Source organism: Microbacterium sp. HA-8 (genome assembly GCF_046111165.1).
In the GTDB taxonomy this organism is placed as follows: domain Bacteria; phylum Actinomycetota; class Actinomycetes; order Actinomycetales; family Microbacteriaceae; genus Microbacterium.
On sequence record NZ_CP162025.1, the window covers coordinates 3,454,180 to 3,467,094 of the forward strand.

General features: G+C 71.9%; 16 protein-coding genes. 4 read left to right on the forward strand and 12 right to left on the reverse strand.

Annotation, left to right across the window (positions count from 1 at the left end; genetic code table 11):
* Positions 1-13 precede the first annotated feature (13 nt).
* The 11 genes from AB2L57_RS16480 to AB2L57_RS16530 all read right to left on the reverse strand — a co-directional run bounded on the left by AB2L57_RS16480 (position 14) and on the right by AB2L57_RS16530 (position 8,065).
* Complete coding sequence (locus AB2L57_RS16480; protein WP_292810129.1) at positions 14-661, reverse strand: 3-oxoacid CoA-transferase subunit B; 648 nt, start codon at positions 659-661, stop codon at positions 14-16.
* The gene (locus AB2L57_RS16485; RefSeq protein ID WP_292810127.1) at positions 658-1,419 is read right to left on the reverse strand and encodes a 3-oxoacid CoA-transferase subunit A; all 762 of its coding nucleotides are present in this window, start codon (positions 1,417-1,419) and stop codon (positions 658-660) included. The genes AB2L57_RS16480 and AB2L57_RS16485 overlap by 4 nt, the downstream gene beginning before the upstream one ends.
* 126 nt (positions 1,420-1,545) lie before the next feature.
* The gene (locus AB2L57_RS16490) at positions 1,546-2,589 is read right to left on the reverse strand and encodes an acyl-CoA thioesterase (RefSeq protein ID WP_292810125.1); all 1,044 of its coding nucleotides are present in this window, start codon (positions 2,587-2,589) and stop codon (positions 1,546-1,548) included.
* A gap of 47 nt (positions 2,590-2,636) precedes the next feature.
* Positions 2,637-3,026, reverse strand: a complete 390-nt coding sequence (locus AB2L57_RS16495) for a type II toxin-antitoxin system VapC family toxin (RefSeq protein ID WP_409047598.1) — start codon at positions 3,024-3,026, stop codon at positions 2,637-2,639.
* The gene (locus AB2L57_RS16500; RefSeq protein ID WP_292810121.1) at positions 3,023-3,259 is read right to left on the reverse strand and encodes a type II toxin-antitoxin system Phd/YefM family antitoxin; all 237 of its coding nucleotides are present in this window, start codon (positions 3,257-3,259) and stop codon (positions 3,023-3,025) included. Before AB2L57_RS16500 ends, AB2L57_RS16495 begins: the two co-directional genes overlap by 4 nt.
* 14 nt (positions 3,260-3,273) lie before the next feature.
* On the reverse strand, positions 3,274-3,672 hold the full coding sequence (pcaC, locus tag AB2L57_RS16505) for a 4-carboxymuconolactone decarboxylase (protein ID WP_292810119.1): 399 nt from the start codon (positions 3,670-3,672) through the stop codon (positions 3,274-3,276).
* Complete coding sequence (locus tag AB2L57_RS16510) at positions 3,669-4,457, reverse strand: alpha/beta fold hydrolase (RefSeq protein WP_292810117.1); 789 nt, start codon at positions 4,455-4,457, stop codon at positions 3,669-3,671. Before AB2L57_RS16510 ends, pcaC begins: the two co-directional genes overlap by 4 nt.
* Entirely contained in the window at positions 4,454-5,791 is a 1,338-nt protein-coding gene (locus tag AB2L57_RS16515; protein ID WP_292810115.1) for a lyase family protein, read from the reverse strand. The genes AB2L57_RS16510 and AB2L57_RS16515 overlap by 4 nt, the downstream gene beginning before the upstream one ends.
* Positions 5,781-6,353, reverse strand: coding sequence for a protocatechuate 3,4-dioxygenase subunit alpha (gene pcaG / locus AB2L57_RS16520; RefSeq protein WP_409047599.1), 573 nt, complete (start codon positions 6,351-6,353; stop codon positions 5,781-5,783). Before pcaG ends, AB2L57_RS16515 begins: the two co-directional genes overlap by 11 nt.
* Positions 6,353-7,216 carry a protocatechuate 3,4-dioxygenase subunit beta gene (gene pcaH, locus AB2L57_RS16525; RefSeq protein ID WP_292810111.1) on the reverse strand — a complete coding sequence of 288 codons (864 nt, stop codon included), beginning with the start codon at positions 7,214-7,216 and terminating at the stop codon, positions 6,353-6,355. Before pcaH ends, pcaG begins: the two co-directional genes overlap by 1 nt.
* Positions 7,217-7,297: 81 nt before the next feature.
* The gene (locus AB2L57_RS16530) at positions 7,298-8,065 is read right to left on the reverse strand and encodes an IclR family transcriptional regulator (RefSeq protein WP_409047600.1); all 768 of its coding nucleotides are present in this window, start codon (positions 8,063-8,065) and stop codon (positions 7,298-7,300) included.
* 58 nt (positions 8,066-8,123) lie between these two features.
* Between AB2L57_RS16530 and AB2L57_RS16535 the strand changes: the two genes are divergently transcribed.
* The 3 genes from AB2L57_RS16535 to AB2L57_RS16545 all read left to right on the forward strand — a co-directional run bounded on the left by AB2L57_RS16535 (position 8,124) and on the right by AB2L57_RS16545 (position 11,390).
* The gene (locus AB2L57_RS16535) at positions 8,124-8,882 is read left to right on the forward strand and encodes an IclR family transcriptional regulator (RefSeq protein WP_409047601.1); all 759 of its coding nucleotides are present in this window, start codon (positions 8,124-8,126) and stop codon (positions 8,880-8,882) included.
* Between the two features lie 93 nt (positions 8,883-8,975).
* Positions 8,976-10,157, forward strand: coding sequence for a 4-hydroxybenzoate 3-monooxygenase (locus AB2L57_RS16540; protein WP_409047602.1), 1,182 nt, complete (start codon positions 8,976-8,978; stop codon positions 10,155-10,157).
* 30 nt (positions 10,158-10,187) lie between these two features.
* Entirely contained in the window at positions 10,188-11,390 is a 1,203-nt protein-coding gene (locus AB2L57_RS16545) for an MFS transporter (protein ID WP_409047603.1), read from the forward strand.
* Between the two features lie 27 nt (positions 11,391-11,417).
* On the opposite strand, the gene AB2L57_RS16550 is transcribed toward AB2L57_RS16545, so the two are convergent.
* A complete protein-coding gene (locus tag AB2L57_RS16550; RefSeq protein ID WP_409047604.1) occupies positions 11,418-11,876 on the reverse strand; it encodes a MarR family winged helix-turn-helix transcriptional regulator in 459 nt (152 codons plus the stop codon).
* A gap of 91 nt (positions 11,877-11,967) precedes the next feature.
* On the opposite strand from AB2L57_RS16550, the gene AB2L57_RS16555 reads away from it, so the two are divergent.
* Positions 11,968-12,900: an SDR family NAD(P)-dependent oxidoreductase gene (locus AB2L57_RS16555; RefSeq protein ID WP_409047605.1), complete on the forward strand. Its 933-nt coding sequence runs from the start codon at positions 11,968-11,970 to the stop codon at positions 12,898-12,900.
* The last annotated feature ends 15 nt before the right edge of the window (positions 12,901-12,915 follow it).

Here is a 12,915-nt window from a genome sequence, read left to right on the forward strand (position 1 = left end):
GCCTTTCTGCCGATCAGTCTGTCGAGCGGACGAGGGTCAGCCCCGTCAGCTCGGCGAGCGAGTCGAGTGTGTTGTCTCCGAAGGCTTCGCGGAGCGCAAACCCGTCGGGCGTGACGTCGAAGACGCCGTGGTCGGTGTAGACGCGGCTGACACAGCCCACGCCGGTCAAGGGGTAGGTGCATGCGGTCACGAGCTTGGACTCGCCCTGCTTGGTCAGCAGGTCCGTCATGACGTAGACGTCCTTCGCCCCGATGGCGAGGTCCATCGCGCCTCCCACTGCGGGAATCGCGCCCGACGCGCCGGTCGACCAGTTGGCGAGGTCGCCGTTCTGCGACACCTGGAAGGCGCCGAGCACGCACACGTCGAGGTGACCGCCGCGCATCATGCCGAAGGAGTCCGCGTGGTGGAAGTAGGCGGCGCCGGCCAGCTCGGTGACGGGCTGCTTGCCAGCATTGATGAGGTCGGGGTCGATCCGGCCGGGCTCGGGCGCCGGCCCCATTCCGAGCAGCCCGTTCTCGGTGTGCAGGATGATCTCGAGGCCCTCGGGCAGGAAGTTGGCCACGAGCGTGGGCGCTCCGATACCGAGGTTGACGTACGCCCCCTCGGGGATGTCGGCCGCGATGCGGCGCGCGAGCTCGTCGCGGGTGATGCGAGTTGTCACTGATCTGCCTCCGTTGCGGTGACGGGCGCGGCCTCGGCCGGGCGCCCCTCGATGTCGACGCCTCCGACGAACGCGCGCTCGCTCAGCCAGGCCCGCTCACCCACCGCGACGACGCGGTCGACGAAGATGCCGGGAGTCACGACGACCTCGGGGTCGAGCTCGCCGAGGGGGACGATCTCATCGACCTGCACGATCGTGGTCGCCGCCGCGGCGGCCATGATGGGACCGAAGTTGCGCGCCGTCTTGCGGTAGACCAGGTTGCCCCAGCGATCCGCCCGCAGCGCGCCGATCAGCGCGAAGTCCGCCTTGATCGGGTATTCGAGCACATATCGGCGCCCGTCGATCTCGCGTTCCTCCTTGCCCTCGGCAAGCTGCGTGCCGACGCCCGTGGGCGAGAAGAACGCGCCCACACCGGCACCCGCCGCCCGGATGCGCTCGGCGAGGTTGCCCTGCGGGACGAGTTCGAGCTCGATCTCGCCGGCGCGATACAGGCCGTCGAACACCCACGAGTCGTGCTGCCGCGGAAAGGAGCACAGGATCTTGCGCACCTGCCGGTTCGCAAGAAGCGCCGCAAGCCCGGTGTCGCCGTTGCCGGCGTTGTTGTTGACGATCGTGAGGTCTCGCGCACCGTGGGCGATGAGCGCGTCGATCAGCTCGACGGGCTGCCCCGCCCGGCCGAACCCGCCGATCATCACGGTCGCTCCGTCGGGAATGTCGCGGACCGCCGCCTCGACGTCGGGCACGGATTTGTCGATCACGCCGCCTCCTCGCGTTGTTCGCTCTGCGCACACACGTACGCCATGCGGCCATCGTAGCGCGCCCGGACGCCGGCCACCACCCCGGCGTCCGGAGGCGCGCCAACACGACGCAGCGCCGACCGCGGGTCAGGGCTCGAGCGAGAGCGATGCGGGGATCGGCACGATGTGCTCGCGCAGCGCGATGAGCTCGCGCGCGTGCGCATCCAGGCGCACGTCCTCCGGTGTCTGCGGCGTCCACGCGGGCACCGGCAGAGCGACCCCGGCGGGCCCCGGCACGACGAACACGCTCATGCACTGCGTCGTCAGCACCCACTCTCCCGGCGAACGCGGATCGGCGCAGGAGACCCGGATGCTGAGGTGCATGCTGTGCGCGCCGGTGTGCACGAGGCGCGCATCGACCTCGACGAGGTCTCCGATGCGCACCGGCGCGAAGAAGTGGATGCCGCCCGAATAGACCGCGACCGCTTCGCTGGCCGTGTCGCCGTCACGGCTCCACGATGCCGCACACGCGTAGGCGGCCTCGTCGATCCAGCGCATGACCGTGCCGCCGTGCGCCTTGCCCCCGAAGTTGACGACGCCGGTGGGCACGAGGAATCGCAGGGTGGCGCGCGGGGCGGTCGTGTCGTCGGTATAGGCCTGTTCGAGCATGAGCCGCCGGATCTCGGCGCGGGCGGGGATCCGCTCGATCGCTGCGATGGCGAGCTTGTGGTCGGCGCGGGAGCGCGGCTGCCACGCGGGCACCTCGGCGGGGCGACCGTCGGCCCCCTTGGCGACGAAGACCAGGATGCACGTCGTTGCGGGCCGGTACCGGTGCTCGTTCACCTCGCTCGAGGACACCGTGACCAGCACGTGCATGCTCGTGCGGCCCGTGTGGATGATGCGGGCCTCGGCCTCGACGAGACTGCCCGGCGGGATCGGCCGACGATGGCGCACGTTGCCCACGTACGCGGTGACGCAGTAGGCCCCGGCCCAGCCCACGGCACAGGCGTAGCCGGCTTTGTCGATCCACTCCATCACGCTGCCCGCGGCGACGGATCGGCCTCCGGCGGCGGTGTCGGCGGGCGTGGCGAGGAACCGCAGCGTGATGCGGTCGTCGCGTCCGGCGGAACGCGGAGGGCCGGAATCCGGCGCGGCATCCACGGGCGGCGGCGTGATCGGCGTCGAGGTCACGGCGTCAGCCTAGCGACAGCATCCCCTCGAATCGGTGCGAGACGTGGTCACCTGCGGGCGTCGATGATCCACGGTTCGTCGAGCGACAGCATCGTCGCGTCGGAGGTGATCAGATCCAATCCCTCTGCGCGCGCCTGCGCGAGCAGCATACGGTCGAAAGGGTCGTGTCGTGCCAGCGCCGGAAATGCTGCGAGCATCACCGCATGCCGCGCCGTCGGGGGCAACTCGACGAGACCTGAGCTTTCGAAGACGGATGGGAAGTCCTGGCCGCCGGGCAGCGGGAGGCGGCCGAGCATGTGCTTGATGGTGATCTCGAGTACCGTCGCCGCGGAATAGAACACGCGGGTCGCCCTGCCGATGCGCCTCCTGCTGAGCGCGCCGAGATCACGGCTGTCGTGGTACAGCCACAGCGCCGCATTCGTGTCGAGCAGGATCATGAGCGCGTCGCGTAGAAGAGCGCGGCCGCCTCGTCATCGACGCCGTCGAAGAGGTCGGGATCGTGCGGCGGCTCACCGGCCCCGAGTCCATACACGACGTGGGCATCACGGTGGATCACGATATCGACGACGGGAACGCCGGCCCTCGCGATGGTGATCTCCTCGCCGGCGAGGACGCGAGCGATCAGCGCGGAGAGCTGCGACTTGGCTTCGTGCACGTTGACCTGCGGCATCGACTTAGTCTAGCTTAGCCAACCCCGTAGATCTCGTTCGCGATCCGGAAGGCCGTGTTGGCCGCCGGCACCCCGCAGTAGATCGCGGACTGCAGGATGACCTCCTTCACCTCGTCGACGGTGAGGCCGTTGCGCAGCGCCGCCCGCAGGTGCATCGCCAGTTCATCGTGGTGGCCGAGCGCGATCAGCGCGGTGAGGACGGCGACCGATCGCGACCGGCGATCCAGGCCGGGTCGCGACCACACATCGCCCCACGCGACGCGGGTGATGAAGTCCTGGAAATCCCCCGTCAGCGGCGTCGTGCCGGCGTTCGCCCGGTCGACGTGCGCATCCGAGAGCACCTCGCGGCGCACCACCATCCCCTGGTCGTAGCGTGCGCCGTCGCTGAGACCCTCGCCGGCGGGGCGGGTCATCGCTTCGCCCCGTCGGCGGCGTCGAAGAACTCGACGAGCTCGCGCGCGACAGCCTCGGGCTGCTCGGCAGGAGCGAGGTGGGCGGCGTCCGCAATCCGCACGGCGCGACCCTCCTGCACCGAGGACGCGATCTCGACCGCCGACGCCTCGGGGGTGACGGCGTCGCACTCCCCCCACACCGCGAGCACGGGCGCCGCGATCGTCGACAGCCGGTCGCGCACGTCGAAGTCGGCCAGCGCCTCGCAGCACCGGGCGTAGCCCTCGTCGTCCGCATCGCGAAGCGCGTGCAGCAGTCGTCCGGAGAGCTCGGGGCGCCGGGCGATCGACTCCGGGGCGAACCACCGTCCCGCCGATGCGGATACGAGGCTGGCCGTGCCCTGCTCGCGCACCTGGCGCGCGCGGTCATGCCATCCCGCGGCCTCGCCGAGCTTGGCTCCCGAGCACACGATCGCGGCGGCGGTGACGATATCTGGATGGCGGAGCAGGAGTTCCAGGCCCACCGCCCCGCCGAGCGAGACCCCCGCGTAGAGCACGCGCTGCTCACCGAGTCCGCGAACGGCGTCGGCGACCGCGTCCGCGACCTCCCCGACCGAGAATCCCTCCCCCGGTGAGGGCGCGCGGCCGTGGCCGGGAAGATCCCACGCGGCCACACGGTACCGCTCCTTCAGGGCGGGCACCGCGTCCTCCCAGAGGATGGTGGAGGTGCCGAGCGAGGGCCCCAGCACGAGCAGGGGGCCGAGGGCCGCGCCCTCCGGCGCGGTCATCGCGATCTCGGGTCGGGTCATGGGGGGCTCCCTTCGCCGTCGGCGCTCGCCGCGGCCGTTCCGATGTACGCCGCCGGGTCGAGCAGCGTGACGATGTCGATGGAGGGCGCCTCCGGGAGCGCCCGCAGCAGGTCGGCGAGGTCCGCTCCCCGTGTGGCCTCGGCGACCAGCGCCGCGACGCGCTCCGCGCCGATCACGGGAGCCAGCACCAGCGAGAGGCGCTCGGCCATGATCAGACCCCGGGTCGACGCCAGATTGCGGGCGACAGCATCCCGGTCGACGTGCAGGCCCTCGGCGAGCGAGGCGGCGTGGGCGCTCGCGCCGAGGGCGAGGCGCAGCAGTTCGCGCAGCGTCGGCCACTCCGCGTGCCACGCGCCGTCGGGTCGCTCGTCGACGGCGAGCGCGGATGCCAGGTGCAGCGTCGCACCGAGCTGGGGCGCGCGCAGGGCGGCGGAGCGGATCAGCACGGCCTCGACGGGATTCTGCTTCTGCGGCATCGCCGACGATCCCCCGCCCGAGGCCTGGGACACCTCGCCGATCTCGGTGCGCGAGAGCGTCGCCACGTCGGTGGCGAACTTGCCCGCCGCGTCCACGGCCTGCACGAGGGCATCGCCGAGCTCGGTCACCGGCCAGCGCCGGGTGTGCCACGACCCGTCGGGGGCGGCGAGCCCCAGGTCGGCGGCGAAGAGGGCGGGCAGGGATGCTGCACCCTCGGCGCCGGCGATCTCGACGAACGCCGCGAGCGTGCCGCCCGCACCCGCGAGCTGCGCGGGCAGGGCCTGCCGGGCGGCCTCGAGCCGGGACGCCGCTCTGTCGATGCCGCGCGCCCACGTCGCCGCGCGGGCACCGACGGTCGTGGGCACCGCATGCTGGGTGAGGGTGCGGGCGGCGGCCACGGTGGTGCGCTCAGTGCGTGCGAGCAGGCGCAGGGCGGCCGAGGCGCGCGCGAGCGCGATCAGCGCCGTCTGCACGGCGTCGCGCGCGACGCACATGAGTGCGGTGTCGACGATGTCCTGGCTGGTCGCGCCGCGGTGCACCCACGGGCGCACCGGCGCGGGCGACTGCGCCCGCAGCAGTCCGACCAGCGGGATGACCGGATTGCCCCCCGCCACGGCGTCGGCGGCGAGCCGGGCTGCGTCGATCTCGATGTCCGCGAGCGCATCGGCGGCATCGGCGGCCTCCCCGGGGGCGACGCCCAGCCGCGCGTATGCCCTGACCAGCGCGATCTCGGCCCGAACGAGCGCGCTCACCACGGCAGCATCCGTCACCGGGCCGTCGAGACCCGCGGTGACCGGCGACAGCAATCCCGCATCCACCGGTGCCGCTGACCGATCGGGGACTGCGTCAGAAGTCAAGGAAGACGGTCTCCTTCTCGCCCTGCAACCAGATGTCGTGCACCAGGTGACCCTCGGGCGTGCGCGTTGCGACGAGCGTAGCGCGCTCGTCGGGCGCGAGCTGCGAGAGCAGGGGGTCGGCGGCGAGCGCCTGCTCGTCGTCGGGCAGATAGATGCGGGTGTGCAGCTTGTTCGGCAGACCGCGGGCGAAGACGACCACGGCGAAGAACGGCGCCTCACCCGAGACCGAGCCGGGGTTGCGGGTCCAGAACTCGTAGTGCCCGTCGTCGGTCGTCGCGGCACGGCCGAATCCCGTGAAGGTGTGGTCATCGCGCCGGTGCGAGCCTCGCGCCGACGGCACGGTGCCGTCGCTGTCGGCCCCCCAGATCTCGATGAGCGCGTCGGGGATCGCGGATCCCTGGCCGTCGAACACCGTGCCGCCGAGGACGATCGACCCGGGCGTGTGCGGAAAGGCGACCTCGTGCATCTTGGGATACACCAGACCGAAGGCGAAGAACGGGCCGATCGTCTGGCCGGATGTCGGGGCCAGTGTGCGCGGTCCGCGGGCCGGTGTCGTCGCCATCAGTGCTCTCCCTCGGATTCGAACCAGGTCGCATCGGGACCGTCGACCACGATGTCCCAGCGGTAGCCCATCGAGAACTCGGGAACCGTCAGATCGTGGTCGTAGACCGAGACGAGCCGGTCGCGGTCCTTCTGGTCGCGGATGGTGTTGTAGATCGGGTCGAGCGCGAAGAGCGGGTCGCCCGGAAAGTACATCTGCGTGATGATGCGCTGCGTGAAGGCCGAGCCGAACACCGAGAAGTGGATGTGGGCGGGTCGCCACGCATTGACGTGGTTCTTCCAGGGGTAGGGCCCCGGCTTGATCGTGGTGAAGAAGTACTCCCCCGCGTCGTTCGTGACGGTGCGCCCCGCGCCCGTGAAGTACGGATCGAGCGGGGCGGGATGCTGGTCGCGCTGGTGGATGTAGCGGCCGGCGGCGTTGGCCTGCCAGACCTCGACCAGCTGATTGGCCAGCGGACGTCCCCACGAGTCGAGCAGGCGACCGCTGACGGTGATGCGTTCGCCCTGCGGCTCGCCGCGGTGCTGCAGGGTGAGGTCGGATTCGATCGCCGCGACGTCGCGCTGCCCGAAGGCCGGGGAGTGCAGCTCGATCGTCTCGGGGTCGACAAGGCGCGGGTTCTTCGTCGGATGACGCAGGACGCTCGAGCGATACGGCGCGAAGTCGTACAGGGTCGTCGGCACGCTCTCGCCGGCCGCGATCCGACGCTCGGCGTCGGCGTGGATGCCGCGGATCTCGTCGGTGATCTGCGCCTGCGTGGCCTGGTCGGGTGCGGCCAGCAGCGTCTCGGGGGCCGCGAACTGCTTCGCGGGTGGCGTGTTCTCGAGGGCCGGGTCGACCGCCTCCGAGCTCGCGGGTGTGGACATCGTGTCTCCTTCGACGAGGACGTCTGTCCAGGATGACGGCGGGACCCGCGACGCCACCCCTTCAGTCCCGCTGAATGGGAATCAGACGGGACGCAGCGCGCGCGTGAGGTCGCCGGCGGTCTGCGTGACGAGAGCGCCGAGACGTCGCTCGTCCACACCCTCCAGCCGCGCGACGACACCCAGCGCCCCGCGGGGCAGACCGTCGACACGACCGAGGGGAGCCGCCACCGAGACGGTGCCGAGCGACATCTCCTCCCGTGTCGTGGCGTACCCGCGGGCCCGCGCGCGCGCCAGATCGGCACGCAGATCCGACTCGGCGGTGATGGAGTGCGTGGTCTCGCGCTCGAGGGGCGTCGCGAAGAAGCGGGCGAGCCACTCCTCGTCGCGCGTCGCCAGCAGCGCTTTGCCGACGCCGGTCGTGTGCAGTGGATGCCGGCCGCCCATCCGGCTGAGGGTGGGGAACGAGGACTGCCCCGAGATCCGACCCACGAAGAGCGCGGCCGCGGTCTCGGGGCTGGGCGCATCGAGCACCGCGAGATGCACGTTCTCGCCCGTCGCCTCGTACAGGCGCGACATGTGCGGCAGCGCCGTCTCGCGCAGGCGCAGGGCCAGCGGGGAGAGTTCGCCGAGCTCCCAGAGCCGCGCGCCCACCGTGTACCGGTGTCCGGGAGCGCGCGCAAGAAGGCCGTGCTGCAGCAGCTGCGCGAGCAGGCGGTGCAGGCTCGAGGACGCCAGCCCCGTGCGCGCGGCGAGCTCCGCGGCCGTCAGCGCGGGCTCGTCGTCGCCGAAGCACTGCAGCACGCGCATCGCGCGGCTCAGCATCCCCGCGCCGGCCTCGGTGTCGCTCATGGCGGGCCTCCCTCCCGCCCGACCGTACCGCGGGTCCGGGCGATGGGATGCTGGGGGCATGGCCAATTCGCCCTCCGGCGACTCGGTGACCGAGCGCGTCGTGCGCGTGCTCGAGACGTTCGACACCGACCGCACCGTGCAGACCGTCGCGCAGATCGGCCGACGCGCGCATCTGCCCCCCTCGACGGCGCAGCGGATCGTGGCCGAGCTGACGGCATCCGGCCTGCTCGAGCGCGACGACGACGGCCGCGTGCGCCTGGGCCTGCGCCTCTGGGAGCTCGCGCTGCGCGGCTCCCGGGCCCTGCGTCTGCGGCAGGCGGCGCTGCCGCACATGGAACGGGTGCAGGCTCGGGTGCGCGAGCACACGCAGCTCGCCGTGCTCGAGCAGGACGAGGCGCTCTTCCTCGAGCGCCTCTCGCATCCGCAAGCGGGGGCGAACATCACCCGCATCGCCGGGCGCCTCCCGCTGCACGCCTCCTCTGCCGGCCTCGTGCTGCTCGCGCACGCGCCCGAAGCGGTGCGCGAGCGCGTCCTCGCGGCACCGCTTCGCGCCCTCACGCCCGAGACGACCACGGATGCCGCGACCCTGCGCGGGATGCTCGCCGGCATCCGACGCGAGGGCCACGTCGTCGCGGCGGGGTCGATCGAGTCCGTCTCGACCGGGGTCGCCGTTCCCGTCCGAGACGGTGCGCGCGGCGAGGTGATCGCGGCGCTCGCTGTCGTCCTGCCCCGCGACGCGCCCACCGCCGGTGCCGTCGAGGAGCTGCGCCGCGCCGCCGCCGGTGTCTCGCCGGCCGTCTCCGCACCGCACCCCTGATGCGTCGTCGCCCGTTCAATGGGCCGGTTCGCGCGTTCGACGAACCGACGCAGGATGCTGGATCCCGGCATCCGCCGTCGAAGGAGACGACCCATGACGACCACCCTCCGCACCCGCGTCGCGATCATCGGCGCAGGGCCCGCGGGCCTGCTGCTCTCGCACCTGCTCGGCGCGGCCGGCATCGACTCGGTCGTGATCGACCAGCGCTCGCGAGCCGACATCGAGAGCACGATCCGCGCGGGCATCCTCGAGCACGGCACCGTGCAGGTGCTGCACGACTCGGGCGCCTCCGACCGGGTCCTCAGCGTGGGCAACCGCCACGACGGGATCGAACTGCGCTTCGACGACGAAGGCCACCGCATCGACTTCCCCTCACTCACCGGTCGCAGCGTCTGGCTCTACCCGCAGCACGAGGTACTGAAGGACCTGATCGCGGCGAGGCTGGCGGCGGGTCAGGACCTGCGCTTCGGCGTGACCGCACTCCGCGTCGAGGGCGCCGAGACGCCGCAACCGCGCGTGATCACGACCGATTCCGAGGGCGGCGTGCTAGAGATCGACGCCGAGTTCGTCGTGGGGGCGGACGGCTCCCGGTCGGCCGCCCGCGCCGCGGTGACGGGCTCCTCGACGGGCGGGTACTTCCGCGAGTACCCGTTCGCGTGGTTCGGAATCCTGTGCGAGGCGCCGCCGAGTTCGGACGAGCTGATCTACAGCAACTCCCCGAACGGCTTCGCCCTGATCAGCCAGCGCAGCGCCACGGTGCAGCGGATGTACTTCCAGTGCGATCCCGAGACCGACCCGGAGGCGTTCACCGAGCAGCAGCTCTGGCACGAGCTGCAGGCGCGCGTCCCCGGCACCACGCTGCACGAGGGACCGATCTTCCAACGCGACGTGCTGCGCTTCCGCAGCTTCGTCGCGCACGAGCTGCGCCGGGGCCGGGTGGCGCTGGTGGGCGATGCCGCGCACACCGTGCCGCCCACGGGCGCCAAGGGCATGAACCTCGCCGTCGCCGACGTGGTTCTGCTCGATCGCGCCCTGCGCGCACTGCTGCTCGAGGGTGATGAGCGCCCCCTCGACTCCTACGCCGAGACGGCGCTGCGCCGAATCTGGAAGGCTCAGCATTTCTCCTGGTGGATGACGAGCATGCTGCACGTCACCCCGGAGGCGACCGACTTCGACCGCCGCCGCCAGGTCGGCGAGCTGCGCAGCGTCGTCGAGTCCGAGGCCGGACGCACCTACCTCGCCGAGGCGTACACGGGCTGGCCGCTCGAGGGCTGATCCGGCGCGGGCGGGTATAGTCCCGTTCTCGTGACCACTCGACGGGATGCTGCGGGCTCCGGCATCCTGCTCTTCGTCGCCGTGTGCCTCATCGCGGCCAACATGCGCGCGACGATCACGGGGCTCGGGCCCCTGCTCGATCAGATCGAGAGCGATACCGGACTGTCGACGGCGGCGCTCGGCGCGCTGGCGTCGGTTCCCCTCGCGGCGTGGGCGCTGGTGTCGCCCCTCGCGCACACCGCCAGCGAGCGCTTCGGGCTGACGCGCACCGTGACCTGGGCGCTCGCGGGGCTCACGGCGGGCACGCTGCTGCGCTCGATACCCGGCACGACGGCCAACCTGTGGCTCGGGACCGCCCTCATCGGGGCGTCGCTGGCGGTCGCGAACGTTCTCATGCCCGCCGTGATCAAACGCGATTTCACCGATCGGGTACCCGCCGTGATGGCCGTCTACACCGCTCTGCTGGGCGGCGTGGGCGCGATCGCGTCGGGGATCGTCGTGCCGATCTCGCACCTGCCGGTCCTCCAGGGCGAGGCGGGCTGGCGGTTGGCCCTGCTCGCCACGGGTGCGCTGCTGCCGGCGGCGATCGTCCTGTGGGCGCTCGCCCTGCGCCGCGTGGGCGCTCCGCCGCACCGCCGGCCGGCACGGGCCGCACCCCGCACGGGCATCTGGGCGGATGCCGTCGCCTGGCAGGTCGCGGCGTACATGGGCCTGCAGGCCGCCGCCTTCTACATGCTGCTGACCTGGCTCGCACCCCTCTCGATCTCGGAGGGGCGCAGCGAGGTCGCGAGCGGCTTCGTCGTCATGCTCTTCCAGATCCTGACCATCGCGGGCTCCCTGCTCGTGCCGGTCCTCCTGCGCGGCAGGCTGGAGCGCTGGGTGCCGGCAATGATCCCCGCGCTCGCGATCGTCGGCGCGGTCGGACTCATGCTCTCGCCCGACACGATCGCGCTGTGGGCGGTGCTCGTCGGCCTGTCATCGGGGGCTTCGCTGGGCATGTCGCTCACGCTGATCGCCTCGCGGGCCCGCGACCCGCGCGCCGCGAGCGCCCTCTCCGGCATGGCTCAGTCAGTGGGCTATCTCATCGCCGCGGCGGGCCCGATCGCGTTCGGCGCGCTGCACAGCGCGACGGGGTCGTGGTCGGCGCCGCTGCTGCTCCTGGCCGCAGTCTGCCTCGCCCAGTCGGCGGTGGGGGTCGCGGTCGGGCGGCCGCGCTTCGTGCTCGAGCGGTGATCTGCGGGCGGCACCGTCCGCTGAGCGTCAGCCCGGGAAGGCGAGCCGGGCGAGCAGGCGTCCGAGCTCGGCGCGCTCGGCATCGCTGAGATCGGCGTGCAGCGTCCGCTCGGCATCGCGCGCGGCCCTCTCCGCGTCGCGGAACAGCCGCGCGCCCTCGGGCGTCGCGACGACCACGTTGGCTCGGCGGTCGGTGGGATCGGGCTCTCGGGTCACGAGCCCCTTCGCCTGCAGATCGTCGACGAGGGCGACGACCTGGCTGGGGTCGAGCCTCAGATACTCCGCCAGATCACGCTGCGCGGGTCGTGCGTCACCGCTGGCGAGGGCGAGCACGGAGTACGAGCGCGCCTTCAGCCCGAACGGTGCAAGCGCGGCGTTGCCCGCGGCGAGGGAGAGCGCGTTGGCCCGGGCCAGCAAGAAACTCAGGTCGGCGGCGAGCTCGGGGGCGCCCGCGACGGCGGTCGAGCGCGGCCGGGCGGAGGTCATGCCCCGATGGTAGCAAACATGCCGTAGGTCAATCATTGACATTCTCAATGTTCTTCGATTTCATGGAGTCAGGACCACGAAGGAGAACTCCATGAGCCTCGACGGCAAAGTCGCCATCGTCACGGGATCGGGCCGCGGCCTGGGCCTCGCCTACGCGCAGGAGCTCGCCCGACGGGGCGCCTCCGTGATCGTCAATGACGTCGACCAGACCATCGCGGACGCCGCCGTGGCCTCGATCGCCGACGCAGGCGGCACCGCGATCGCCGTCGTCGCCCCGGTCGGGCCGACCGAGACCGCCACACAGATCGTCGACGCCGCGTTCCAGCACTTCGGCCGCCTCGACATCCTCGTCACCAACGCCGGCGTGCTGCGGGACACCGTGCTCTGGAAGATGAGCGACGACGACTTCGACACCGTCATCGGTGTGCACCTGCGAGGCACCTTCACATGCGTGCGCGAGGCGGCGATCCGCATGCGCGAACAGGGCGAGGGTGGCCGCATCATCTGCATCGGCTCGCCCACCGGACAGCGCGGCAATTTCGGCCAGACCAACTACGCCGCCGCCAAGGCCGGGATCGTGGGCATGGTGCGCACCTGGGCGCTCGAGCTCAAGCGGGCGGGCATCACCGCGAACGCCGTCATCCCCGTGGCGGCGACCGCCATGACCGCCACGGTGCCGTACTTCGCCGCGGCCGTCGAGGCCGATGAGAAGGGCGAGGCCATGCCCGCGTTCTTCCGCCACGATCTCGGGTTCGGCACGTCCGACGACGTCGCGGGGATCATCGCGTACCTCGCCTCCGACGCCGCCGGCGACGTCACGGGCCAGGCGATCGGCGTGGGCGGAGACCGCCTTCAGCTGTGGTCGCACCCCGAGCCCGTCGTGACGGCCTACCACGACGGCGGCTGGGACGCGGGCGCGATCGAGGCGGAGTTCGCCGCCACGATCGGCCCGTCGCTGCAATCCGTGGGCGAGAAGCTCCCACCTCTGCCCGACGACCTGCAGCGCCCCGCGCCCGGTCACTGAGCGCGGCGACCGGAA